The sequence below is a fragment of the Algoriphagus resistens genome, assembly GCF_001442615.1.
Lineage (GTDB): Bacteria > Bacteroidota > Bacteroidia > Cytophagales > Cyclobacteriaceae > Algoriphagus > Algoriphagus resistens.
This window is the reverse complement of record NZ_LMXN01000010.1, coordinates 124,259-147,410: the sequence shown is the minus strand read 5'-3', so window position 1 is coordinate 147,410 and position 23,152 is coordinate 124,259. Positions and strand designations below refer to the sequence as shown.

At 43.0% G+C, this 23,152-nt stretch carries 22 protein-coding genes; 13 read left to right on the top strand and 9 right to left on the bottom strand.

Features of this window, described 5'->3' with window-relative positions; all coding sequences use genetic code 11:
- Nucleotides 1–101 precede the first annotated feature (101 nt).
- The 3 genes from AS141_RS17275 to AS141_RS17265 are packed head-to-tail and all read left to right on the top strand — an operon-like array spanning nucleotide 102 to nucleotide 2,773.
- Nucleotides 102–1,178 carry a type III polyketide synthase gene (locus tag AS141_RS17275; protein ID WP_057938940.1) on the top strand — a complete coding sequence of 359 codons (1,077 nt, stop codon included), beginning with the start codon at nucleotides 102–104 and terminating at the stop codon, nucleotides 1,176–1,178.
- Entirely contained in the window at nucleotides 1,178–1,882 is a 705-nt protein-coding gene (locus AS141_RS17270) for a methyltransferase domain-containing protein (protein ID WP_057938939.1), read from the top strand. Before AS141_RS17275 ends, AS141_RS17270 begins: the two co-directional genes overlap by 1 nt.
- A gap of 27 nt (nucleotides 1,883–1,909) precedes the next feature.
- Nucleotides 1,910–2,773 carry a mechanosensitive ion channel family protein gene (locus AS141_RS17265; RefSeq protein WP_057938938.1) on the top strand — a complete coding sequence of 288 codons (864 nt, stop codon included), beginning with the start codon at nucleotides 1,910–1,912 and terminating at the stop codon, nucleotides 2,771–2,773.
- 58 nt (nucleotides 2,774–2,831) lie between these two features.
- Here AS141_RS17265 and AS141_RS17260 read toward each other — a convergent pair whose 3' ends face one another.
- Genes AS141_RS17260 through AS141_RS17250 form a run of 3 tightly spaced genes read right to left on the bottom strand, consistent with a single transcriptional unit; the run spans nucleotide 2,832 to nucleotide 4,595 of the window.
- Nucleotides 2,832–3,509 (bottom strand): nitroreductase family protein, encoded by a 678-nt coding sequence (locus tag AS141_RS17260; RefSeq protein WP_057938937.1) that lies wholly within the window; start codon nucleotides 3,507–3,509, stop codon nucleotides 2,832–2,834.
- Nucleotides 3,510–3,564: 55 nt separating this feature from the next.
- Nucleotides 3,565–4,392 carry a hypothetical protein gene (locus AS141_RS17255; RefSeq protein ID WP_157243520.1) on the bottom strand — a complete coding sequence of 276 codons (828 nt, stop codon included), beginning with the start codon at nucleotides 4,390–4,392 and terminating at the stop codon, nucleotides 3,565–3,567.
- Nucleotides 4,393–4,415: 23 nt separating this feature from the next.
- Complete coding sequence (locus AS141_RS17250) at nucleotides 4,416–4,595, bottom strand: hypothetical protein (protein ID WP_057938935.1); 180 nt, start codon at nucleotides 4,593–4,595, stop codon at nucleotides 4,416–4,418.
- Between the two features lie 86 nt (nucleotides 4,596–4,681).
- Between AS141_RS17250 and AS141_RS17245 the strand changes: the two genes are divergently transcribed.
- Genes AS141_RS17245 through purE form a run of 3 tightly spaced genes read left to right on the top strand, consistent with a single transcriptional unit; the run spans nucleotide 4,682 to nucleotide 8,170 of the window.
- Nucleotides 4,682–6,475: a MutS-related protein gene (locus AS141_RS17245; RefSeq protein ID WP_057938934.1), complete on the top strand. Its 1,794-nt coding sequence runs from the start codon at nucleotides 4,682–4,684 to the stop codon at nucleotides 6,473–6,475.
- Between the two features lie 37 nt (nucleotides 6,476–6,512).
- On the top strand, nucleotides 6,513–7,655 hold the full coding sequence (locus AS141_RS17240; RefSeq protein ID WP_057938933.1) for a 5-(carboxyamino)imidazole ribonucleotide synthase: 1,143 nt from the start codon (nucleotides 6,513–6,515) through the stop codon (nucleotides 7,653–7,655).
- Nucleotides 7,655–8,170, top strand: coding sequence for a 5-(carboxyamino)imidazole ribonucleotide mutase (gene purE / locus AS141_RS17235; RefSeq protein WP_057938932.1), 516 nt, complete (start codon nucleotides 7,655–7,657; stop codon nucleotides 8,168–8,170). The genes AS141_RS17240 and purE overlap by 1 nt, the downstream gene beginning before the upstream one ends.
- A gap of 176 nt (nucleotides 8,171–8,346) precedes the next feature.
- On the opposite strand, the gene AS141_RS17230 is transcribed toward purE, so the two are convergent.
- Together AS141_RS17230 and AS141_RS17225 are read right to left on the bottom strand one after the other, a co-directional pair.
- Nucleotides 8,347–8,808 (bottom strand): hypothetical protein, encoded by a 462-nt coding sequence (locus AS141_RS17230; protein ID WP_057938931.1) that lies wholly within the window; start codon nucleotides 8,806–8,808, stop codon nucleotides 8,347–8,349.
- A 12-nt stretch (nucleotides 8,809–8,820) separates the two neighbouring features.
- On the bottom strand, nucleotides 8,821–9,168 hold the full coding sequence (locus AS141_RS17225) for a DUF3127 domain-containing protein (protein WP_057938930.1): 348 nt from the start codon (nucleotides 9,166–9,168) through the stop codon (nucleotides 8,821–8,823).
- A gap of 348 nt (nucleotides 9,169–9,516) precedes the next feature.
- Between AS141_RS17225 and AS141_RS17220 the strand changes: the two genes are divergently transcribed.
- Complete coding sequence (locus AS141_RS17220; RefSeq protein ID WP_057938929.1) at nucleotides 9,517–10,119, top strand: RNA polymerase sigma factor; 603 nt, start codon at nucleotides 9,517–9,519, stop codon at nucleotides 10,117–10,119.
- Nucleotides 10,094–10,327: a hypothetical protein gene (locus tag AS141_RS17215; protein ID WP_057938928.1), complete on the top strand. Its 234-nt coding sequence runs from the start codon at nucleotides 10,094–10,096 to the stop codon at nucleotides 10,325–10,327. The genes AS141_RS17220 and AS141_RS17215 overlap by 26 nt, the downstream gene beginning before the upstream one ends.
- 31 nt (nucleotides 10,328–10,358) lie before the next feature.
- Here the strand turns inward: AS141_RS17215 and AS141_RS17210 are convergent, their stop codons facing one another.
- Nucleotides 10,359–11,231 (bottom strand): alpha/beta hydrolase, encoded by an 873-nt coding sequence (locus tag AS141_RS17210; protein WP_057938927.1) that lies wholly within the window; start codon nucleotides 11,229–11,231, stop codon nucleotides 10,359–10,361.
- 96 nt (nucleotides 11,232–11,327) lie between these two features.
- The gene (locus AS141_RS17205) at nucleotides 11,328–12,755 is read right to left on the bottom strand and encodes an aldehyde dehydrogenase family protein (protein WP_057938926.1); all 1,428 of its coding nucleotides are present in this window, start codon (nucleotides 12,753–12,755) and stop codon (nucleotides 11,328–11,330) included.
- Between the two features lie 769 nt (nucleotides 12,756–13,524).
- Here AS141_RS17205 and AS141_RS17200 point away from each other — a divergent pair.
- From AS141_RS17200 to AS141_RS17190, 3 genes are all read left to right on the top strand, one after another.
- Nucleotides 13,525–14,499, top strand: a complete 975-nt coding sequence (locus AS141_RS17200; RefSeq protein ID WP_057938925.1) for a PorP/SprF family type IX secretion system membrane protein — start codon at nucleotides 13,525–13,527, stop codon at nucleotides 14,497–14,499.
- Between the two features lie 2 nt (nucleotides 14,500–14,501).
- The gene (locus AS141_RS17195; RefSeq protein ID WP_232424951.1) at nucleotides 14,502–16,859 is read left to right on the top strand and encodes an OmpA family protein; all 2,358 of its coding nucleotides are present in this window, start codon (nucleotides 14,502–14,504) and stop codon (nucleotides 16,857–16,859) included.
- Between the two features lie 302 nt (nucleotides 16,860–17,161).
- The gene (locus AS141_RS17190) at nucleotides 17,162–18,004 is read left to right on the top strand and encodes a glycoside hydrolase family 16 protein (RefSeq protein WP_057938923.1); all 843 of its coding nucleotides are present in this window, start codon (nucleotides 17,162–17,164) and stop codon (nucleotides 18,002–18,004) included.
- A 69-nt stretch (nucleotides 18,005–18,073) separates the two neighbouring features.
- Here the strand turns inward: AS141_RS17190 and rluF are convergent, their stop codons facing one another.
- Both rluF and AS141_RS17180 read right to left on the bottom strand, forming a co-directional pair.
- Nucleotides 18,074–18,805: a 23S rRNA pseudouridine(2604) synthase RluF gene (gene rluF, locus AS141_RS17185; RefSeq protein WP_057938922.1), complete on the bottom strand. Its 732-nt coding sequence runs from the start codon at nucleotides 18,803–18,805 to the stop codon at nucleotides 18,074–18,076.
- Between the two features lie 241 nt (nucleotides 18,806–19,046).
- Nucleotides 19,047–20,354: a peptidoglycan DD-metalloendopeptidase family protein gene (locus AS141_RS17180; RefSeq protein WP_057938921.1), complete on the bottom strand. Its 1,308-nt coding sequence runs from the start codon at nucleotides 20,352–20,354 to the stop codon at nucleotides 19,047–19,049.
- A 321-nt stretch (nucleotides 20,355–20,675) separates the two neighbouring features.
- On the opposite strand from AS141_RS17180, the gene aspS reads away from it, so the two are divergent.
- Complete coding sequence (aspS, locus tag AS141_RS17175; protein WP_057938920.1) at nucleotides 20,676–22,430, top strand: aspartate--tRNA ligase; 1,755 nt, start codon at nucleotides 20,676–20,678, stop codon at nucleotides 22,428–22,430.
- Between the two features lie 374 nt (nucleotides 22,431–22,804).
- Nucleotides 22,805–23,149: a PadR family transcriptional regulator gene (locus AS141_RS17170; RefSeq protein ID WP_057938919.1), complete on the top strand. Its 345-nt coding sequence runs from the start codon at nucleotides 22,805–22,807 to the stop codon at nucleotides 23,147–23,149.
- Nucleotides 23,150–23,152 lie beyond the last annotated feature (3 nt).

Here is a 23,152-nt window from a genome sequence, read left to right as displayed (position 1 = left end):
TTAAAGGAAGAAACATTTCGGCACCGTATTAGAATAAACAAGCCAGGCACTTTACATCTGAGTGAAGCAACGGAGTATTCTTTGAATCCAAATTTCTTTTTATGAATAGCAGTTTAGTAAGCATTGGCTTGTCAAATCCGGGAAAACCGATTGACCAGTCTGCTATTGCAGTCTTTATGCAAAAAGCCCATCAGTTAGATAAACAGGAGGCGAGAAAGCTGAATTTTCTTTATAGAAAATCCGGGATTTCCAGGCGATATAGTGTACTGGATGATTTTGAAAAGGACGACCCCAACGACTTTACTTTTTTTCCGAAATCAAAAGATTTTGAACCATTCCCCGGCACGAAGACTAGAATGGAAGTTTTTCTAAACGCCGCCCCGCAGCTTTGTGAGCAAGCTATTGTTGATTGCCTTTCTAAGACGGAAGTAAAAGCCCCACAGATCACTCATTTGATTTTGGTTTCCTGTACTGGAATGACAGCTCCGGGAGTGGAACTGGAGTTGATGCGAAGGCTTGGCCTGGATGGCAGCACAGAGCGCTATTGCGTACATTTTATGGGATGTTACGCCGCTTTAACCGGAATGAAACTGGCAGATAAAATAGTAAGGGCAGAACCGGAAGCCAAAGTAATGCTGGTGTCTGTAGAACTTTGTACCCTGCATTTTCAGAAAGCGTATGAGGAAGATAATATCCTTGCCAACTCACTCTTTGGAGATGGGGCGGCAGCGGCGCTGATTATGAAATCCAATGCAGGACTGAAGATCAGATCCTACTTAAGCCAGGTACTTTGGGAAGGAGGAGGTGATATGGCTTGGGGAATAGGGGATTATGGTTTTGAAATGCGCCTGAGTAAATATATTCCCGTACTGTTATCTAAAGGCATACAGCAATTCAAGGAAATTTTTGAAGAAAAATTCAAGTTATCCACTGTGGACAACTTTGCGATTCACCCTGGAGGCAAGGTGATCCTTCAAAAGGTACAGGAGGCATTTGAATTGCCGGAATCGGTGAATATTCATGCGATGGAAGTGTTGGAAAATTTTGGGAATATGTCTTCGGCAACCCTGCTGTTTGTGCTGGAGCGGATGATGCGGGATAATAAGATTCAGGGAGAAATTCTATCCATGGGTTTTGGCCCCGGGCTTACCTTGGAAACTTTACTTTTGGAAAAATAATGGGTCTTTTTGCGCAAAGAAGCGAAGAAAAAGAGTTGATGGATGACCTCAATTGTTCTGGCGAGGAACTAAATCAGACTTTAGGGGAGCTAAAAACCATCAACCGCTGGCTGGGAGGCAATTATGTGACTACAGCTGGACTTGCGGAGATTTTTAAAAGTTATCCACAGCCTTCCTATACCGTGGCAGATATAGGCTGCGGAGGCGGAGACATGATCCAAGTGATGGATGAATGGGCAAAAAGTCAAAAAAAAGAGGTTACCTTTACAGGAATAGATGCCAACAGGAACATTATAGACCTCGCGGCAGTTAGGTTAGCACACTTGCCTGAAGTAGCCTGGAGGGCCCAGAATGTTTTTGACGTTGGGTTTTCGGAAGAAAAAGTAGATGTCTCTACTTGCACGCTCTTTACACATCATTTTACAGACACTCAGTTAGTTGTTTTGTTGAAATCTCTTCAAGAGAAATCCAGATTGGGGATTGTCATTAATGACCTTCATAGGCATTGGTTTGCATACTATAGTATTCAAGTTCTAACCAAGCTGTTCAGCAAATCCAAAATGGTGCAGAACGATGCATCTCTATCCGTATTGAGGAGTTTTTCGAAATCAGACCTGCATCGAATTTTGAAATCGGCTAAATTGGACAATTTTAAAATAAGCTGGCATTGGGCTTTTCGCTGGCAAGTGACTATAAAATTTTAGTTAATCATCAACCAAAAATCAGTAATCATGGAAGATTGGGGAATTTCTAAGGAAACAACAGATGCGCTTTATGCACAGGGGATTAGTCTGGCTGCAGAGGTAGCCCTTAGGCTCTTAGCGGCAGTTGTAGTCTATTTTGTAGGTAGATTTATAGTAAAAAAGCTACTAAATGCCATCAAACATTATCTTGAGAAAAGGGATGATACACCATCCTTAAATGAGTTTCTCTTTGGATTTGCTAAAATAATGCTGTTCGCTGCCTTATTTGTGGGGGTAGCGGTCACCCTGGGGGTAGATGCTACCTCGTTTTTAGCAATCTTCGGTGCAGCGGGTTTAGCTATTGGCCTGGCACTCCAAGGATCTCTTTCCAATTTTGCCGGCGGTATTTTGATCTTGGCTTTCAAGCCTTTCAAGGTTGGGCATGTAATAGTAGCACAGGGACATACCGGAGTAGTATCCAAAGTTCAGATTCTCTACACTCACCTGATGACATTTGATAACCAGGAAGTGATTATACCAAATGGTAATTTGGCAAATTCTGATATCGTGAACATGAGCACGCAGGAAACCAGAAGGGCAGAGCTGAAGGTAGGCGTAGCTTATGGTACTAATATAAAACAGGCAAAAGAGATCATTTTGAACATATTTGAAAATGATCCAAGGACATTGCAAGAACCAGCTCCATTTGTTGCCCTGAATAATTTTGGCGACAGCTCATTGGATATTGTGGTGCGGGTATGGGCTAAATCAGCAGATATGTGGCCACTGTATTTTGCGGGAATGGAAGCAATTAATTCTGAGTTTGAGAAGCATGGAATTGAAATTCCGTTCCCACAACGGGTGGTACATCAAATCAAAGAAAAAGCAGCGGAAGAGGAATCAAATTCTTAAAAGCTGCAAAACAAAAGAGGCTGTTAAAAAATAAATTCTTGGACAGCCTCTTTTGTGTTTAGAATTTTTTTAGGACTTCCTCTAGTGGCTTTCTGTGGATGTCTGGCACATAGGTTTCAGCTTTCGGATACCCGACGGGAATTAATAAGTAAGGTTTTTCATTGAATGGTCTTTGCAGAATTTCACTTAGAAAATTCATGGGGCTTGGTGTATGGGTTACAGCAACTAGACCGGCCTGGTGTATAGCAGCGATCAAAAACCCGCAGGCTATACCTACAGATTCACTGACGTAATAATGCTGGACTTTTTCACCGTTTTCCAAGCCATAGGATTGTTTGAAAACAACTATCAGATAAGGCGCATCTTCCAAAAAAGGCTTTTCCCAGCTTGTCCCCAATGGTTTCAGATCCGATTTCCATGTTTCAGGCATTCTGGTCGAATAGCTGATTTTTTCTTCTTCTTCCGCGGCGTCTCTAATCTTCTTTTTAATGCGGGAATCAGAAACAAGACAAAATGTCCAGGGCTGCTTGTGCGCACCAGAAGGAGCTGTACTTGCCGTGAGGATTATGTTTTCCAAGACTTCTATTGGAATTGGGCGGGTATCAAACTCGCGCACCGTACGTCTGTTATCCATTTCCGCATAAAATCGCTCAGAGCGAAGAATCATTTCCTCCGGGTTAATCTGGGTTTGTTCGTATCGTACGTGCCTGAAACCCCCAATTATTTTCTTTTCCATAAAAAAAACGACTATCTGGGAAAGATAGCCGTTTGGATTTATAATCTAAAGATGATTAATCTAATGTCACTGGTTTAGATCCTCCTGGATAATTAATGGTAGCCATGTTGTCACATTCATCATTCCCATAATCCACAGATGCCTCAATTCCTCTGTATTGAAAGGCAACTATTCCGGAAAGTGCCGAACTTACCCCTGATTCAATGCAGCTTTTAGTGTAAACCAATTCATCCGTAATAGAGGAAGTGTACTCATATCCTCCGCGGCTTGTTCCGTTGGCAGTACCGGTGATAGTAACCTGGTAATCTCCTTGGGTACCAAGCTTGAGCGCTCGTACTTGGTCACTGTTAAATGTTACCGAGGTGCCGTCAGACCAGGTAACCTTACCATTTTGGACTGTTACTTCCAGGTTGATCGTGTTAGTCTCCAGGTCCCCGCCTTTGTTGGAGATTGTTCTGGTGCCCTCTACTTTAAGTCCATCTACCTCATATCCATCAAATGTTGTAATGATTTTTGCCCCGGTGAAAAGCAGGTTGCCTGTATAGGAAAGCATCACAATTCCTTTTCTGGTCACACCGCTAGGGCTGGTGCATCCATCTCCGAAATCGACGGTAATCATCTTATTTTCTTCATCAACATTGACCAATGCTCCTTCGCAAATATCTCCTGCGGGGATTTCACGGGTGGTTCTTGCGCTAAAACCAGAATTGCTGAGTACAGTCAAGGTGAGGTTGTCCAGATCTTCAAAGGCCATAGTTGCCTCAGCATCTTCTTCTATAACGGAAACATCCGGTTCAGGTGCCTCGTTGGTATCGCAGGCAGAGAAGAGAAATACGACAGACATTACTAATAGTAATAGGGGGTTGTTTGGTAGATTTTTCATTGAGTTGTTAAATTGGTGTTTGGTTATTTTTGTTTGGATGATTTTGATTTAGCGCTTGCAGGCTTTTTGGTTTTTCCACCTACGCAGCCAATGTTTTGTGTAAATGGTACATCATCGGGCAGAATTCCCATTCCCTCAGATAGATCCCATTCTTCGGCTTCTGTGTCCTTTTCAGTTGTTTTCTTGCGTTTACTTTTTTCCATGGGTGTAGTGCAGTGTGTGTAGAAACAGCAGTTGCGCTCTAAAATTGGTAGAGGTGGCAAGGATTGCGCCAATTTGATCAGTTAGCATGTTTCAATTCCTATCTTTGGGCATGAAAGGATTTGATTTTGAAAATTCCGGTCTCGAAGAGAAGCTGCAAACGGTAAAAAATAAGGTGGTAAAATTATCCTTACTCCGGCTAGTGGTCTTTGTGGCCATGGGGGGATTATTTGTATTGTCGGTTTCCGAGAGCCCTGTTTGGTTTCTGTTTTTTGGAGTTTCTGTCTATGTATTTATTTTATTGATAGGAAAATATAATGATCATAAAGATCAGGAGGCTATCTATCTGGCATTGGGGAAGATGAATCTTAGAAGAGAAATGAGGGTAGGCAGAAAACTTAAAGACCTTGATTCAGGAATAGAATTTCAGGAGAAAACCCATCCTTTTTCCAACGACCTTGATTTGTTTGGTGAGCATTCTCTTTTTCAATTACTGAATCATACGGTCTCAAAAAGGGGCAAAGAAGCTCTTGCCACAAAAATGAAAGCGGCCTTTAACTTAGGCAAAGCGGAGACTTTCCGGCTAGCTACGGGCGAGTTATCTACGAAAGCCGACTTTCTGTTTGCAATGGAAAGTATAGGAATTGCCTTTCACAATGAAGAGAAATCAAATGCAGGATGGGTCCACTGGCTTCATGAGGAGGACCCTGGCAACCGCTTGATTTACGTTGCCGCTGCCTTAGGGCCTGTAGGTGGACTGATTCTTTCAGTGCTGACCTATATTGGAATTGTACCCGGTGCATTTTTTGGAGTCTGGATATTGATCGGGATGGTTTTTTTGGGTATGGTTTTCTCGCAATTGAAAAAAGCTGCTGAATCAATCCCCAGTCGGGATCAATTAAAAACATATCGGTACTGGTTGGCTGTTTTAGAAGATCAACAGTTTAATTCCCCTTTATTGACAGCAATGCAATCCCCGTTTCTTACCAAAGGGACCAAAGCCTCCAGGCTGTTTGATCAGCTGGATAGTTTGGGATTATGGATACAGAATAGAGTCAACCTGCTTTATATCCCCCTCAACTTATTGTTTTGGACTGACCTGTTTTTGTACCTTAGATTGGGTTCCTGGAAGAGAAAGTATGGGAAACTTGTTGCTGATTTCCCCGATCAGCTGGTGCAATGGGAAGTATTGGTTTCCTTGGGAGCGTTCGAAAATGAAGTAGGCGGAAAAGGGAAGGTGATATCTGTGGCTCATGGCGTGGAGGGAAAAATGGTTTCTCATCCCTTGCTTATGCCAGGCCTAGCCGTACCAAATGATTTCAGTATTGACAATAACCAGCGTATAATTTTGCTGACGGGAGCAAATATGAGTGGAAAAACGACCTTCATGCGAACGTTGGGCATTAATTGTGTGTTGGTCAATCTAGGCTTAAGTCCTTTTGCCGAGGAGTTTGGTTTGAGCGGGTTTCAGCTTTACACCAGTATGCGTAATACGGATAATTTGGGAGAAAGTGTGAGTTCCTTTTATGCCGAACTTAGTCGGATCAAGCTGTTGATAGACAGAATTGAGAAAGGAGAGCAGGTCTTCTTCTTATTGGATGAAATATTGAAGGGAACTAATACAGAAGATCGGATTGCCGGGTCAGAAGCATTGATCAGACAAGTGGATAATACGATGGCTTTCGGTATAATCAGTACGCATGATATTGAACTGGCAGACCTGGAGACAAGGATGGAATCAGTGAAGAATTTCAGTTTCCATTCGGAAATCCACGATCAGAATATTGACTTTGATTACAAAATAAAACGGGGAGCATGCCCGAGTTTCAATGCACATAAACTCATGGAATTGATGGGGATCCGCTTTCAGCAAGAAAAGTAGCCCCTGAACTGAGAATAGTTTACCTTTCTAAAATACTATGGCTATACCATCGCAATCCCCGGTCTTGGGAGTCCTCGGAGGAGGTCAATTGGGCAGAATGCTAATTCAGTCGGCGATCAACTACAATCAAGATATCCACATTTTGGACCCAGATCCAAATGCACCGTGCAAAGATCTCGCCCAACGGTTTACGGTGGGTTCTCTCAAGGATTTTGACACGGTTTATGCTTTTGGACATGGATGTGATGTGATTACGGTAGAGATTGAAAGTGTTAATACTGAGGCTCTTGAGAAATTGCAGCGTGAAGGGAAAAAAGTTTATCCACAGCCGGATATCCTAAGTTTGATAAAAGATAAGCGTAAGCAAAAACAATTTTATCAGCTGCATGGAATTCCAACAGCTGATTTTGTATTAACCTCAGACAAAGCAGAAGTTATCCACAATTCCAGCTTTCTTCCGGCAGTAAATAAGTTGGGTAAAGAAGGCTACGACGGGCGGGGTGTGCAGGTCTTGAGAACGGATGCTGATTTGGAATATGCTTTTGATGCACCGGGGCTGTTGGAGAAACTGATTGATTTTGACAAGGAGATTGCCGTCACGGTGGCAAGAAATGAATCCGGTGATCTGGTTGCATATCCGGCGGTGGAATGTGCTTTTCATCCGACTGCCAATTTGGTGGAGTTTCTTTTTGCACCTGCAGAAATCTCCCAGGAAGTTGCTCAAAAAGCAGAACAGATTGCCAAGGACGTGATTTTGAAACTGGGAATGGTGGGGATTCTGGCCGTGGAAATGTTTGTGACAAAAGAGGGTGAGGTTCTGGTGAATGAAGTGGCACCCCGGCCCCATAACAGTGGACACCATACCATAGAGGCCAATTTTACTTCCCAGTTTGAGCAGCATTTACGGTCTGTGATGAATTGGCCCCTGGGAAATCCTGACCTGAGATGTCCTGCTGCTATGATCAATTTGCTCGGGGAAGATGGTTTCACCGGTCCTGTATTGGTAGAAGGACAGGATGAGGCATTGGCGGAGCAGGGGGTTTATATTCATTTGTATGGAAAAAAAATCACCAAGCCATTTAGAAAAATGGGACATGTGACCATTTTATCTGATACTGTAACCGGCTTAAAGGAAAAAGCAAAGCGAATCAAAGAATTAATCAAAATCAAATCTATATAATGAATCCACAGGTAGGTATTATCATGGGGAGCCAGTCGGATCTTCCGGTCATGGCTGAAGCTGCGCAGATGCTCGAAGAATTGGGGGTAACGTATGAATTGACGGTAGTATCTGCGCACCGAACCCCGCAACGGATGATTGATTATGCGCATTCTGCACGTGAGAGAGGCCTCAAAGTGATCGTAGCAGGAGCGGGTGGAGCAGCACATTTACCGGGGATGGTGGCATCAATGACGAGCCTGCCTGTAATAGGCGTACCTATCAAAAGCTCTAATTCCATCGATGGATGGGATAGTATTTTGTCCATTTTACAGATGCCGGGTGGCATCCCTGTAGCTACAGTAGCCTTGAATGGGGGAAAAAATGCAGGAATTCTGGCAGCATCAATTGTTGGTTCTTTTGACGCTGAAGTGGGAGGGCGCCTGGATGTTTATAAAAATACGCTTAAGGAAAAAGTGGAGGAATCAGCTGCCCAAATAGAAGCTAAAGGCTGGAAAGAGATACTTAAGAAATAAAAAAATGCGGCTGAAAAGAGCCGCATTTTGATTGCCATGAATTGGAAAAAGACTGTTCGATTTAAGATAGGAGATGTTCCGTGGGAAATCCCCTTGGACGTACTAATCCTTTTAGGAGGGATTACCTTAGTTTTAATGGGAGTTGGAGCTTACTTTGGTTTTCAGTTTGGAAGGAATTAATCAGTAAAGATTCCCCAGCCGTCATCATATTTCTCACTTTGGTCGAATCCCTTAATCCACTCAATAAAGAGCAGGCGATATTCCTGTATCGCTTCCCGCAACAGCTCCAAATGCTCTTCTGCGTGGGTTTCTTCCATTCCAAGTTGATAGGTCATTGAGTTGAGGCTTTTTGCATGAACTTTCATGATTACAGCTTTCTCCATTTTTAGCACGTAGTCAGAAATACCTTCCGCTCCGGCAAACTTGGCACTCATTACCATAGCATCTTCCATCATGATGTTGCCATAGAGCTCTTTTCTGGCCTCATCCAAACTTCCTACCAGAGCACGGGTCAAGGCAAAGATATCCTTGGCCTTTTTCATCAGAGGATGCTTATAAATTTTTTCGTGCTCCTTGCGTGCATCGAACTCATCGTCCTCGTCCCAGCCTGCCTCATCGTCATCTTCATCGTCCCACATGGCAGAAGTTTTTTAGAATGGTAATTTGTCCTCTTCTCCTTCAGAATGAAAGGTATCCACCTCAGGCATGGAGGTATGGGCAGCAGATCCTCCGCCGTTTCTCTCTACTTTGAAGGCTTTTACTTCAGTGTACCATCTGCCATTGTATTCTCTACTTTCCACATCTATACCCAAAGTAACATTTTCGCCTGCATTAACAGAAAATTGATCGATTTTATCACCCCAAAGCGCTACACAGACCTTTTTAGGGTATTGCCCACCTGTTTCTAAAATGAACTCCTGCTTTCTCCAGGCGTTGCCACTTTTTGAATTTCCACCTACTTCGGGTAGTTTTTGGATTACTTTTCCACTCAATTCCATTGTTGTATTTTTAAATTTCTATCACCACGAAGTTACACAATGCGGTTGAAATCCCGCGTTTGGTTTATCGCAAATTACTTTGAATAGGAAGCTGATTTTAACATTTTTTGGCATAAACATTGGTCGATTGAAATTCTGAATTGCAATTGTTTCTAATAAAATTTTGCTATACGCATATTTTATGAAATAAAATTCGGAATATGAGTTTGACCTCCTTTGTAAGATAAAATTCCCGGTTTTTTTTGCAGAGTTGTTTTTGAAATCATACTTTTAAAAACCTTTCTATATCTTTCACTCTTATCAGATACTATGGCCTAGACCTTTACGTTTATAATAAACCAACTTAAAATGAGTAAACGAATTGGTCCTAAGGACAGCGAATTGATAGCACAGTATCGGAATGGTAGTGATGCTGCCTTTGATCTATTGGTAGATCGATACCAAAGTAAAATGTATACTACCATATTTTTGATCGTTAAGGATCAGAAAGTAGCTGAAGATTTGCTTCAAGATGTATTTGTTAAGGTGGTCAAGACGCTTAATTCAGATAAATACAACGAAGAGGGAAAATTTCAGCCTTGGGTAATGCGGATATCCCATAATCTGGCCATTGATTATTTTAGAAAGGCCAAAAGATATCCTACAATACTAATGGAGGATGGTTCCAATATTTTCAATTCCCTGAAATTTGCGGAGGAAAATGTAGAGGACCGTCAGGTAAGAGAAGAGAATATTGAGCTTGTGAAGCGTCTGATAGAGGAGCTTCCTGAGTCTCAAAAACAAGTTCTGATTATGCGGCATTATCTGGACATGAGCTTCCAGGAGATAGCAGATCAGACAGGTGTAAGTATAAATACCGCCCTGGGAAGAATGCGATACGCGCTGATTCACCTGAGGAAGAAAATGAAACAACTAAATTTTGCATATGACAAAACCATTTACCCCAAATGAACTGGTAAGGTATATTTACCAGGAAATGTCGGAGGTAGAGCAAGAACTCTTCGTGCAAGCCTTGCATAGTGATAATTCACTGATGCAAGAATATGTGGAAATGCTGAGCACTATAGAGCAAATGGAACAGATCCAGCTCCAACCTTCTGAGAAAGTAGTACAGGCGATCAAAAAGAGAGCTCAATCTACGGGGCTCGAGCGAGTCTGAAAACATGGTAACCCCGCATCTGCGGGGTTTTTTATTGCTTGTTATTTTCCAAAAATAAGGCAGCCTCTTGTAGCAAAGGTGGATAAATTGCCTCTTGGAAGCCATGTCCCTGATCTGGCACTATGGTGAATTTATAGTTCACGCCTGCTGACTTAAGTGACCCAGCCAAGCTTTCGCTCTGAGAAATAGGTACAATTCTATCCAGTGTGCCATGGAAGAAGATAGTAGGCACAGATTCTTCATCCACAAAATGGATTGGACTGGATGCAGCGAAGGCATCCGGATCGGATTGGGGAGTTCCGCCAACTAAGCCTTGCAAACCTACCTGGGTGGTAATTGGACTAATGTTATACAAGGCAGCAAGATCTGTAGGCGGGAAGAAAGCGATTACTGCCTGGATATTTCCGATTTCCTGATGTTTATAGGCATGCAATAAGGCCAAATGCCCTCCTGCACTGGCACCGGCCAAAACGATTCTGTCAGAAATATTCCATTCTGAAGACTTGGAAATGACAAAATTGATCGCATCGAGTACATCATTTTCTTGGGCAGGGAATTTATTGCTGCCTGATTCAAAGTCATATAGGCTATAGTTGATTGACGCAAACGCATAGTCCGGGAAGATTCCCTCCATACTTTTCCTAAAACCCACAAATTCCTCTTTGCTTCCATTTATCCATGCCCCACCATGTATATATAGAAGAAGCCGGGTTGTTTCTACAGACCTTTCTGCCGGTAGGTAAATGTCCAGAAGTTGGTTTGCTGCTGTCCCGTACGGTAGATTTAGCTCCGTTTTTTTCTCTAAGGTTCGGATTGGACCCTCATCTGGATCTGCACTACACCCCCAAAAGACGCAGATAACCAAAAAGTGAAGGATTGAATTTCTGAACAATGGGATTTTCATGTGTTTATAATTTGTCTTTTAAGGGCCATATGGAATCTCGCATGCCTTATAATCATCCCGGTGTGTGATGCTTGAGTCATGCTCGATTTCATCTAGCTAAAACCATTTGATAAGTGAGGAAATCAATTGCTTGGCCTTTAGACCGTACGGAGGACGGAGAAGGGTTAAGTTGGTCATGCCGACACGTTGCCTGAGTACACCTTTTTGATTACTGAATTCCAGAAATCCAAAATAGCCATGCGCTTTTCCAATTCCACTGTTATTCACTCCCCCAAAGGGAAGATTAGGGTGTGAATAATGCAGGACACAATCGTTGATAACCACATTTCCGGAGCTGGTTTCCTGCAGGACTTTTTCATGATTGTCTTTATCATTTCCAAAATGGTAAAGCGCGAGTGGTTTTGGTCTTGAATTGATGTAGTCCATTGCTTCCTCTAGGTTTTGATACGTTTTGACAGGGAGGATTGGGCCGAAAATTTCCTCTTGCATGATTTTCATGTTGTCCTGGACATCCAGGAGAATTGTAGGCTCTATATACCGTGTGGCCGGATTGTAGTGCCCTCCAAATTCTATTTTTGCACCAAGTTTCTCTGCATCTGCGATATAGTCAGTGAGACGATTGAAATGTTTGTCATTGACTATTCTGGAAAGATCCGGAGAGTGCTCTATACCTTTATAGTTGGAATCGTACATTTTTTGTATTCCGACTTTGAGCTCCATCAAAAGTTCACTGAGAACCTCTTCATGAGCCAGAATGTAATCAGGAGCGATGCAGGTTTGTCCAGAATTGATAAATTTCCCCCAGAGTATTTTTCCAGCCGCATCCTTCAGATCGGTGTTGCGGTCTATAATCACAGGTGATTTACCTCCAAGTTCCAACGTTACAGAAGTCAAATGCCCGGCGGCGGCTTTCATTACGATTTTTCCTACAGCGGGACTCCCGGTAAAGAATATATGGTCAAAGGGTAATTTCAGCAGTTCTTGCGAAGTTTCTATTTCTCCCTGGATCACAGCGACTTCTGACTGATCAAAAAGTTCTGTGATCATTTCTTCCAGTAAATTGGAGGTGTGCGGGGTAAGCTCAGAAGGTTTAATGATAGCAGTACATCCTGCGGCCAATGCAGAAATCAGGGGGCCAACGGCCAGACTGAATGGATAGTTCCAGGGAGCAATGATCAGGGACCTGCCTTTGGGCTCCAGGTAGATTTTTCCGGAAGTTCCCAACATGGTCAGCGGCTTGCCCACCGATTTCGGACTCATCCATTTTTCCAGATTTTTTAGGGTATGTGTGATTTCTGAGGTCACAGGATAGATTTCACTCAGGTCAGTTTCGGCCTCAGGCTTACCAAAATCGTTCTGTAATGCGTTACGGATATCCTGCTGATGTTCTTTTATCCAAGCGCTGATTGATTTAAGCCTTGAAATTCTTTCGCGGAAAGTTGATTTTTTCCATTGGGATGCCTTGACAGCTTGTGAGGAGAATATATCGGGAATGGAAAACAGACTTGACTGACTAGTGGGCATGTTAGCTATGAATATACTTTTTGAGAATGGAGAAGCGATTAAGATACAAAAGATTTCAGCACAATGGTATGCATTGAATAGCTCTACGAGTCCAGGAAATACCCGCCTGATACTGTCTCTCATGGAATTCCCCAAGCTAGGGGCAGGATTAACACGAAGTTTTTAACCACCCATTTCTCAATAGTTCCCTGTTACTAATTTTGGCTGCTTTTGAACTCAGCAATGAAGAGACTGGGGGAATGAGAGAAGTAGCAAATCAAAATACCAATGGATATTTTCTGGCCATTCTGCCCATCAAAGTCTGGCATGCTAACCTGATTAAGAGGTTATGATAGACCTAAAATATAAGAATTAGTATATTTTTTTGCACAGAGATTATTATATTTAACAGGTTAGGTAATCATATTTTAGGATAAATGAACTACTAGAAAGATCGGTATGCTCCAATCCGCGCGGCCAGAATATACTATCGGTATTGAAATCCATAGACAAATCAGGCCAGGAGCATAAATACAAAAGATGGATGTCAGCTAATCAAAGACTGATCAAGTCCAGAGACAGAATGAAAATAGACAGCATAGTATATCGAGAATAGTCAATCAACATTTTGGGGAATGTTTATTCAATGTGAGACAGGTTATGGCCTTTAAAAGACAAATTATTAGAATAGGAAATCGACACGTTTAAAATCATCATTAAAACACTCAGGGCAATGAATATTTTAATCGTCAAAGATTCCATGTGACCTATAACATCAAATTATAATCATATGAAAACTATTTTTAAGATTATTGCAGCGACCTTTTTGCTGGCCGTATTAGCTACTGAGGAGACTTTTGGGCAGCAGCTTCCACAGTTTAGCCAGTATATCTTCAACGGGTTGCATATCAACCCAGGCTACGCAGGCTACAAGCAGGAAGCCTATATTCAGTCTACCTACCGAAGCCAGTGGATTAACTTCCCGGGAGCTCCGGAAACTTTCACAGTCACGGCAGATTTATCTGCCAATGAAGGTGCTATGGGATTTGGGGCGTCATTTCTGAGTGACAACTTAGGTCCGGCAAAGACAACCAGTGGGTTATTGACCTATGCCTACAGAATACAGACAGGGACTAAAAGCCATCTGGGACTGGGTGTAAGTGCAGGATTCTCACAATATTCTATTGATGGGAGCATGTTGGATCCGAATGATTATCCAGATTCGGAGATACCAGATGGCAGAATTAACCTAACCACTCCAAATCTGAACACCGGATTGTTTTTCAACACGGATAGATTTTATGCAGGTTTTAGTGTGTACAATATGATCGGTAAGAAAGCACTGGAAAAAGAGGATGTAGCCCTTGCCTACCATGATTTTCACTTTTACCTAACTGCTGGGGCAATCGTTGATTTTGGTCAGCTTGTTAAATTCAAACCCAGCTTCCTGATCAGGGAAGTAAAAGGAGCTCCTACAAATTATGATATCAACGCGATGTTTTTATTCGTCGATAGAATTTGGGTAGGAGGATCTTATAGAAGTAACATGAAGATATGGAACGATAATCTGCCGGAGAATCTGAACAACCGGAATGCTGTGGCAGCGATTGTCGAGATCTTTGCTACCAAGCGACTAAGGTTGGGCTACGCTTATGACCAAAACCTGAATGTGTTGAGCAACTACCGAAATAACTCCCATGAGCTTTCTGTAGGCTACTACATCACGCCAAGAACAGCAGTAATGAAAAACCAAAGATGGTTCTGATTATGAAAAAGACATGTACACTACTCAGTTTTACCGCAGTGATGCTCTTTGGATCTTTAGGGACGGTTAACGCGCAGAAGAGCAAAAGCCGTTATGCGGATATGCAAATGGAGCTGATGAATTATGCTCATGCCCTGGAGGTATATGAACAGTCTTATGAAAAGAAACCTACCTATGAGACGGCCAGAAAAATTTCAGAGGTACAGAATATTTTACGTGACTATGATAAGTCCTATAAATGGTGGCAAACTACTATAGGGTATGAGGATGCAGACAATTCCGACTATGCCCAATACCTAAGAGCATCCCAGTTGACAGATAATTTCGATGAAGCGGTCAGTACTCTTCAAGCAAAAGGGGTTACAGCAGATAGTCTGCATGTGGCTAAACTGCTGAGCGTCCAAAGTAAAAAGAAGGTTAAGATTGAATCCGCTGAGGGCTTGAATTCTTCAGGATCTGACTTTAGCGTAGCAGTAGATTCAAATGGTAATAAATATTTTGTTTCAGATAGAGGCGGACAATTTCCCAGTGAAATGCCTGGTTTGCGAATAGATGCCAAGAATAAATATTTCAGTGATGAGAAAAATGATTTTACAGACCGGGAATATTTTTCTGTTTACAAACAGGATACAGCTGGAAATATTACAGAATTGGTTTCTAACGTTCCGGGAACCTATAATTTCTCTGATCCTAGTTTTGATAAAGAACAGGGCGTTCTTTTTTATTCTGTCACCAGAGGGATCAAAAAAGTAAAAAAGCAAGAAGGAATTGTAGTGCAGCCTGAGATTTATTATAGCTACCTGACCGAAGAGGGCACCCTTGAGGGCTTTAATCCGGTACCATTTAATGATTCAATCGGCTATTCTGTAATGAACCCGTTTGTGGATGAAGAAGCCAAACGGCTTTATTTCACTTCTGATATGCCTGATGGAATGGGAGGGACTGACCTGTACTATGTGACTTATGACGAGAATATGGATTTCGGAACACCTGTTAATCTCGGTCCAGAAATCAATACTGCCGGTAATGAATCCCATGCTTTTAGAAAAGAGGACAATTTTTACTTCAGTTCCACCGGTCATCCAGGTGTAGGAGGAATGGATATTTTTCAGGCCGACTATACCACTACGCAGTTTGGCAACGTGCAAAACATGGGCATCCCGATCAACTCCCTGGCAGATGACTTTGCTTACCGGGAACTAGTCGGCAAAGATGGTAAGGAGGAAGTTTACCTTTCTTCCAATAGAAAGGGAGGAATGGGATTGGACGATATATATACCATGCAAGAAGTGTATAAGCAGTTTTTGGCCAAGGTGATTGACTGCGAAGGGACAGTGATTACGGACAGCTATGTGGCTACGCTAAGGGACAAGACCCAAAACAGTAATGTACAGACGACGCGTGACAACAGCGGAGAACTGCTGGCAGAGCTGGAACCTGATAGCGACTTTGGGATAGTAATAAGTAAGCCTGGCTATTTTAGTCTGACAGATGAAAGCATTACTACCAAGGGGGTTGCTGGCGATACAGTTAAGAGAGAATACAAGCTCATTGCTATTCCATATCAGCTGCCGGTGTATGTGGATATTGTCTATTATGATTTGGACAAGTTTAAGATCAGGGATGATGCAAAGCCGGCTTTGGATAAACTGGGCGAGTTGATGAATAAATATCCTTTCCTTGATCTACTGGTAGCCTCTTATACCGATTCCAGGGCAAGTGAGGAGTATAACATTATCCTTTCTACTAATAGAGCTAAAGCCGTGACCGAGTACATGGCGCAGTATAATGTATCAGCTGATAGAATTAGACTGGAATGGTTCGGTGAACAGAATTTGGTGAATGACTGTGGGAATGGTGTTCCTTGTCCTGAAACAGCACATCAGCTAAATAGAAGATCAGAACTTATCCTTGAGGCTTTCCCTGATCCGGCTAAGCAGTACGAAATGCCTGAGGGTTTCAATGACATGGACTTCTGTAATCCTCTGGTATTATTTGAAGAGATACAGAAAGAGCTTGCAGCAATACCGACCATCTACTTTGATTTTGATAAGGCTATGCTGAGATCTGTCCACAAGAAAGAACTGGAGCGTACGGCAATTATGCTGAAGCGTATGCCAAACTTAATGCTCTACATAGAAGGGCATACAGACCAGAGAGGCTCCGAGGAATACAATAAGCCATTGTCTGAGCGTAGAGCTGATGTTGTTAAAAAATACCTGATAGAAAGAGGCATTGAAGAAAGCAGAATGGATGAAACTTGGTTTGGAGAAACCAAACCAATAAATGACTGCAACGAGATTTCTTGTACCGAAGCGATGCATCAGCTTAATCGCCGTACGGAACTCAGGGTTAGGTAAATTCCCATACCTATTCAGGAAGAAAGAAGAATGTCCATACGTTGTAATACCATTGACTTGCCCGGAGCAGCCCTTTGCCTGGTTTAAGCCAATTCTATTGGTGTGCATGTTGCAGGCAACACACGGATGGATGATTATCCGGAATGCGAGATTTCATCTGACCATTTTAAAACAATTATAAACAGGTGAATAAGCATAGGTAATGTGCCGCTGTTGTTGGTTGATAGCCCGGAATAGTTGATATCCTTTTAATAAAACTATTTTGGGTTTATCTTGATCTCTTCTTTACATTCAAATTGACCATGCACAGGCTTTTCGTTCTGCTACTATCCCTTGGAGTGTCCATTTGCGCCCAAGCTCAATTCAACCCTGATGGAACAGCATACAAACTGGTCTGGCAGGAAGAATTTGATCAGGAAGGAAAAGTAAATCCTGCTTTTTGGTCTTTTGAAGCCGGGTTCAAAAGGAATAATGAATTGCAGTGGTACCAAGAACCAAATGCCGAAATAACGAACGGAATGCTGGTGATTACCGGGAAAAGAGAGCAGGTGAAAAATGTAAATTACGATGCTGGGAGTACCGATTGGAGGAGAAACAGGGAGTTTGGAGAATACACTTCATCAAGTATCAACACGCGTGGAAAGTATGAATTCCAATATGGAATCATGGAAGTTCGGGCCAAGATCGACACAGCTATGGGCATGTGGCCGGCGATCTGGACACTGGGAATTACCGAACCCTGGCCTTCTAATGGGGAAATCGACCTAATGGAATATTACCGTGTTAAGGGGGAAGCGACCATTCTTGCAAATGCCGCCTGGGCAGATGAGGGGCAATACAATGCCAAATGGGATGAAGCTAAAATCCCGTTCGCTGAGTTTTTGGAAAAAGATCCCGACTGGCCGGATAAATTCCATCTCTGGAGAATGGAATGGACGGAAGAATCGATTAGGCTTTTCTTGGATAATGAATTGCTGAATGAAATAGATTTAGCCAGAACTGTAAATCCTGATGGATTTAATCCCTTTCATCAGCCACATTATATTTTACTGAACCTGGCCATTGGAGGGAACGGTGGTGATCCCAGCGGCTCTTCATTTCCCAGGGCGTATGTAGTGGATTATGTCCGGGTTTACCAGAAATAGAAAAATGATTTGGGTTGTGCAGTTTCTTGGAAAGCAGTATTTTGGAGAAACAGGCAGCTACGCTATCCCTCAATCAAATGTCTTAGAGCTATCAGCTATCATCTCATTGATCCCTGCAAGTTCCTTCTCGGTCAGGTCTCGCCATTTGCCTACGGGAATATCCAAATGCACATTCATGATTCTTATGCGTTTAAGCTGAACTACTTTAAAACCAAAGTGCTCGCACATTCGCCTGATCTGGCGGTTAAGTCCTTGGGTTAGAATAATCCGGAATTTGAATTTGCTGATTCGTTCTACGGTGCAAGGGTCTGTTACGGTGTCCAATATCGGGACTCCGGAGCCCATCAGTTTGATGAATTCGTCGTTCACTGGCCGATCCACCGTGACGATATACTCCTTTTCATGGTTGTTTTTAGAGCGAAGAATCTTATTGACGATATCCCCTTCACTGGTCAAAAAAATCAGCCCTTCACTATCCTTATCCAGTCTTCCGATCGGAAAAATCCGCTGTGTATGGCCGATGTAATCGATGATGTTATCCTTTTCGCCTTTAGTATCCGTAGTGCTCACAATGCCCACAGGTTTGTTGAAGGCAATGTAAGTATGCACTTCTTTTGGTTTGCCCACCGCTTCCCCATCCACTGCGACCACATCAGATGGGCCTACTTTGGTGCCGAGTTCAGGTACTTTTCCATTGATGGTGATCCTGCCTTCTTCCAGAAGCTTGTCCGCGCCACGTCTGGAGCAAAAGCCAACCTCACTCAGGTACTTATTGATTCGTATGTGTTGATCTTTTTCCAAGGAATTTTAAATGGATTTGCGCTGCAAGTTACTTAATCTGGGAAAAGTCTTCAGACCCGTAGGTATTAAATCCGGATTTATGGATACTCCAGAAGGCAATCTGAAGTCTGCGATAAATTGAGTTCACATCAAAAGACTTGAACTGATCCTAACCAGGAATTAGACTTGGTGCTTCCTGGCTTAAAATAAAAAAAGTGCAAACCTGCTGGTTTGCACTTAGGTAATTTCTCTGCAAATGCACTTATTCGCTTTTTATAGGTTCAGTAGGCTTTGGTGTTTCTGCAAGCAAGACTTCTGGGTCTCCGGGCAGCCTAATGGCGGCCAATTTCTCCATGTATTCAATTTTTGTGGACTCAAAAGCCATTCTATTACTTGCTGCAATTGGCTCAGAAGGAGGTATTTTTTCTTGTAACCAATCTTCTTGCTTACCATTTTTCCAGAATCTAAAGCATAAATGCGGGCCTGTGGCCAAACCTGTACTTCCCACATAGCCAATTACCTGCCCTTGCCTGATCCTTGTGCCAGGCTTGATGCCTTTGGCAATTTTGGACATGTGTAGGTATTGGGTGGTATAGGTCCCGTTATGTTTGATCTTTACATAGTTTCCGTTGGCGGAAGTGTATCGCGCATCGGTCACTGTTCCTTCTCCTACCGAACGGATCTCTGTTCCTCTTGGAGCAGCGTAATCTGTACCCAAATGTGCTTTGTATCGCTTCTGTACCGGGTGGAATCTACGCAGATTGTATCTGGAACTGATTCTGGTGTATTTCAAAGGATCTCTCAAAAATGCTTTTTTGAAGCTTTCACCGTTTTGGTCGAAAAAGTTGATTTCACCATTTTGCTCAAACGGGATCGCATAATAGGGTTCGCCTTTGTGCTCAAAAAATGCAGTCTGAATGTCGGACACTCCCACGACAATTCCGTCTATTACTTTTTCCTGATAAGAGACCTTGAATTTGTCACCCTTTTGCAAAGCTCCAAAATCAATAGACCAGCCGTACAGATCTGCGAACTGGTCAATGATATCATAAGTCACTCCCTGACTTCCCATATCTGCAGAGAGGTTGGAATTGATAATTCCGCCAGCTTCTTTGGTTCTGTACTCAGCAGGTTTTTCTGCTTTATATATATCGATGGAATCCAGGTTGAATACAACGTATTCGGCAGGGTTGGGCTCGTAGATGAAAAACTGGGCCTTGGTAGAATCCGCTGGGGTTACTACCGTAAATTTCTTGTTGGCAGCTATCCCTCTGACATCAAAAATGGCCTTTGACTTTTTTGCTATTTCATCAATGATCTGGTAGGGAACATTAAAAGGGGCGAGAATAGACCCCAGCGTTTGGTTTTTGCTTACCGTTCCTTCCACAATATTCAGTCCGGTGACATTGATCCCATATAGAAAAACCTGATTCTCAAGGGAATCGATCAATGGAGGTTCTACGATCTCTGCTTCCTTTTCTGCCTGAAAAGGTAGACTGAAAAATTGGAGTGAAGATGCTGCGCCGATGGTGATAACTAATGCAGCAATTCCTATCCAAATCTTTTTCATTGTAATCTATACTAGTAAGGGAGTTTTAAAATTTAACCCAAAGAAGTAAAAATGGGCTTTTAATCCAAGTTTTGAGGTGTAAACCTTTTGGCAGCAGCCACCCAACTATCATACCAACGAAAAAGGCTGGTTAAATATTTTATGGAAATTTCTTAATTCGGAATTAAAAAGACTATTCTCTTAAAATGTGTTTTTGTTATGATTTGCGTGGTTTTTTGGAAAACTGTGAAGAAATTTTTGAAAAAAATGCTAATCCTCCAATGATTCGTGTGTTCTCACAGTCATTTCTTTATCTTTGACCTCCCAAAAAAATAAAATAAAATGCTGAGAACGCATACTTGTGGCGAACTTCGCCTGGATCACGTAAATCAGGAAGTAACGCTTGCCGGCTGGGTACAGCGGGTAAGAAATAAAGGAGGTTTAATCTGGGTCGATCTTCGGGACCGGTACGGATTGACCCAATTGATTTTTGAGGAGGATTCCAGCGAAAAAGCGCTGTTGGAAAAAGCAGCCGAATTAGGCCGGGAATTCGTAGTGCAGGCGACCGGTAAAGTAATCGAGCGGACGTCCAAAAACGATAAAATCCCGACAGGGGGGATCGAAATCAAAGTAACAGCACTTGAAGTGCTGAACGCTTCGAAAGTTCCTCCATTTATCATCGAGGATGAAACAGACGGAGGAGACGAGCTTCGTATGAAATACAGGTACCTGGATCTACGAAGGAATGTGGTGAGAGAAAAGCTCCAATTACGCCATAAAATGATGCAGGAGACGCGTAAGTATATGGATGCGCAAAACTTCATCGAGGTAGAAACCCCTGTTTTGATCAAATCCACTCCCGAAGGTGCACGAGACTTTGTCGTTCCCAGCCGTACTAATCCGGGGGAGTTTTACGCATTACCCCAGTCCCCGCAAACGTTTAAACAATTGCTGATGGTTTCCGGCTTTGATAGGTATTTTCAGATTGTGAAATGCTTTCGTGACGAGGATCTGAGAGCAGACCGGCAGCCTGAATTTACCCAGATTGACTGTGAAATGGCTTTCGTGGATCAGGAGGATATCCTCAACACCTTTGAGGGATTGACCAAGCACCTGTTCAGTACGGTAAAAGGCGTAGAGCTGGAAGAGGTGAAGCGAATGACGCATGCCGATGCCATGAGGTATTATGGGAATGACAAGCCTGATCTTCGCTTTGAAATGAAATTTGTAGAGCTGAATGACCTTGCCAAAGGCAAAGGATTTAGCATCTTTGACCAGGCTGAACTGGTGGTAGGTATTTGTGCTAAAGGAGCGGCAGCGTATACCCGCAAGCAGCTGGATGCACTGACTGACTGGTTGAAGCGTCCCCAGATCGGAGCCAAAGGTATGGTGTATGCCAAGTACAATGCAGATGGCACTATAAAATCTTCAGTAGATAAGTTTTACTCTGCTGATGATCTTCAGGATTGGGCAGATGCATTTGGTGCAGCACAGGGAGACCTGATGTTGATTTTGAGCGGTGATGCGGACAAAGTACGCAAGCAGCTTTCCGAACTCCGTCTAAAAATGGGTGAGGACCTGGGACTCCGGGACCGAACGGTATTCAAACCACTGTGGGTAATGGACTTTCCTTTGCTGGAGTGGGACGAGGAAACCAATCGCTACCACGCGATGCACCATCCATTTACTTCTCCAAAGAAAGAAGATATTCCATTGCTTGATACTGATCCTGGAGCTGTAAGGGCAAATGCCTATGATTTGGTGATCAATGGTGTGGAAATCGGAGGAGGTTCCATCCGTATTCATGACCGTGGCACCCAGCAGCTGATGTTCAAGCACCTTGGATTCTCAGAGGAGGAAGCGCAAAAGCAGTTTGGGTTCCTGATGGAGGCCTTCGAATACGGAGCACCGCCACACGGGGGAATTGCCTTTGGATTTGATAGACTTTGCGCGATTTTCGGTGGATCAGATTCCATCAGAGATTACATCGCCTTCCCTAAGAACAACTCTGGCAGGGATGTGATGATCGATTCTCCAAGTAGCATTGCCGATGAGCAGTTGACCGAGCTTTCGATTCAGCTGGCTGTGAAGAAATAAGTAAGCCAAAACCAGGCTCGGGAAGGCTGCCGCATTAATGATGTGGCAGCCTTTTTTATTGAAGGGACTAGTGCTCCCGCTATCGCTATGGCCTGTGTCAAAGAGCATCTGGGTGTTTCTCAGACTGCAGGCTACAGAGGTTCAACTTTCTTCTCCGTTTGTGAAATTCTTCTTCATGAATGTATTTTTATGCGCACGACATGTTGATTTCAAAGCTCAATATAGGGAAAGCGTTAATTTCCCAATTTCGCCCATTTTTGTCCTAGGACGGACAGCTCCAATTTCATAATACTGGCCAAAAGGGCCAAAAAACGCAATTACCAATCTGGCATAATTATTATTCCTACATTTAGATAATATACCGACTATCTATTATGAAAGACTATCAGCTGGGGGAGTTTGAAGAGATCGTAATCCTCACCGTTGGGATACTGAATAATGTTGCCTACAGTGTGGCTATCAAAGATGAGATTGAATCCCGGTTGAAACGAACTGTCAGCATGGGGGCGCTGCACACTGCATTGAATAGGATGGAGGACAAAGGTTACCTAAAATCCTTTGCAGGTGAATCTACGGAAGAGCGTGCTGGGCGGCCACGAAGATATTTTGAAATTACCGCTACAGGCAAAAAGGCTATTCAATACGCTAAAGATACCCGGGACGGTCTCTGGGCTGCCATCCCAGAAACCATCTGGCAGTCGAATCTTGCTGGAATTTAAGCC

Bases quoted from the DNA above. Each gene is read 5' to 3' on its own strand.
- AS141_RS17275 (WP_057938940.1), top strand. From the start codon at position 102: ATGAATAGCAGTTTAGTAAGCATTGGCTTGTCAAATCCGGGAAAACCG.
- AS141_RS17270 (WP_057938939.1), top strand. From the start codon at position 1,178: ATGGGTCTTTTTGCGCAAAGAAGCGAAGAAAAAGAGTTGATGGATGAC.
- AS141_RS17265 (WP_057938938.1), top strand. From the start codon at position 1,910: ATGGAAGATTGGGGAATTTCTAAGGAAACAACAGATGCGCTTTATGCA.
- AS141_RS17260 (WP_057938937.1), bottom strand. From the start codon at position 3,509: ATGGAAAAGAAAATAATTGGGGGTTTCAGGCACGTACGATACGAACAA.
- AS141_RS17255 (WP_157243520.1), bottom strand. From the start codon at position 4,392: ATGAAAAATCTACCAAACAACCCCCTATTACTATTAGTAATGTCTGTC.
- AS141_RS17250 (WP_057938935.1), bottom strand. From the start codon at position 4,595: ATGGAAAAAAGTAAACGCAAGAAAACAACTGAAAAGGACACAGAAGCC.
- AS141_RS17245 (WP_057938934.1), top strand. From the start codon at position 4,682: ATGTTTCAATTCCTATCTTTGGGCATGAAAGGATTTGATTTTGAAAAT.
- AS141_RS17240 (WP_057938933.1), top strand. From the start codon at position 6,513: ATGGCTATACCATCGCAATCCCCGGTCTTGGGAGTCCTCGGAGGAGGT.
- purE (WP_057938932.1), top strand. From the start codon at position 7,655: ATGAATCCACAGGTAGGTATTATCATGGGGAGCCAGTCGGATCTTCCG.
- AS141_RS17230 (WP_057938931.1), bottom strand. From the start codon at position 8,808: ATGTGGGACGATGAAGATGACGATGAGGCAGGCTGGGACGAGGACGAT.
- AS141_RS17225 (WP_057938930.1), bottom strand. From the start codon at position 9,168: ATGGAATTGAGTGGAAAAGTAATCCAAAAACTACCCGAAGTAGGTGGA.
- AS141_RS17220 (WP_057938929.1), top strand. From the start codon at position 9,517: ATGAGTAAACGAATTGGTCCTAAGGACAGCGAATTGATAGCACAGTAT.
- AS141_RS17215 (WP_057938928.1), top strand. From the start codon at position 10,094: ATGACAAAACCATTTACCCCAAATGAACTGGTAAGGTATATTTACCAG.
- AS141_RS17210 (WP_057938927.1), bottom strand. From the start codon at position 11,231: ATGAAAATCCCATTGTTCAGAAATTCAATCCTTCACTTTTTGGTTATC.
- AS141_RS17205 (WP_057938926.1), bottom strand. From the start codon at position 12,755: ATGCCCACTAGTCAGTCAAGTCTGTTTTCCATTCCCGATATATTCTCC.
- AS141_RS17200 (WP_057938925.1), top strand. From the start codon at position 13,525: ATGAAAACTATTTTTAAGATTATTGCAGCGACCTTTTTGCTGGCCGTA.
- AS141_RS17195 (WP_232424951.1), top strand. From the start codon at position 14,502: ATGAAAAAGACATGTACACTACTCAGTTTTACCGCAGTGATGCTCTTT.
- AS141_RS17190 (WP_057938923.1), top strand. From the start codon at position 17,162: ATGCACAGGCTTTTCGTTCTGCTACTATCCCTTGGAGTGTCCATTTGC.
- AS141_RS17180 (WP_057938921.1), bottom strand. From the start codon at position 20,354: ATGAAAAAGATTTGGATAGGAATTGCTGCATTAGTTATCACCATCGGC.
- aspS (WP_057938920.1), top strand. From the start codon at position 20,676: ATGCTGAGAACGCATACTTGTGGCGAACTTCGCCTGGATCACGTAAAT.
- AS141_RS17170 (WP_057938919.1), top strand. From the start codon at position 22,805: ATGAAAGACTATCAGCTGGGGGAGTTTGAAGAGATCGTAATCCTCACC.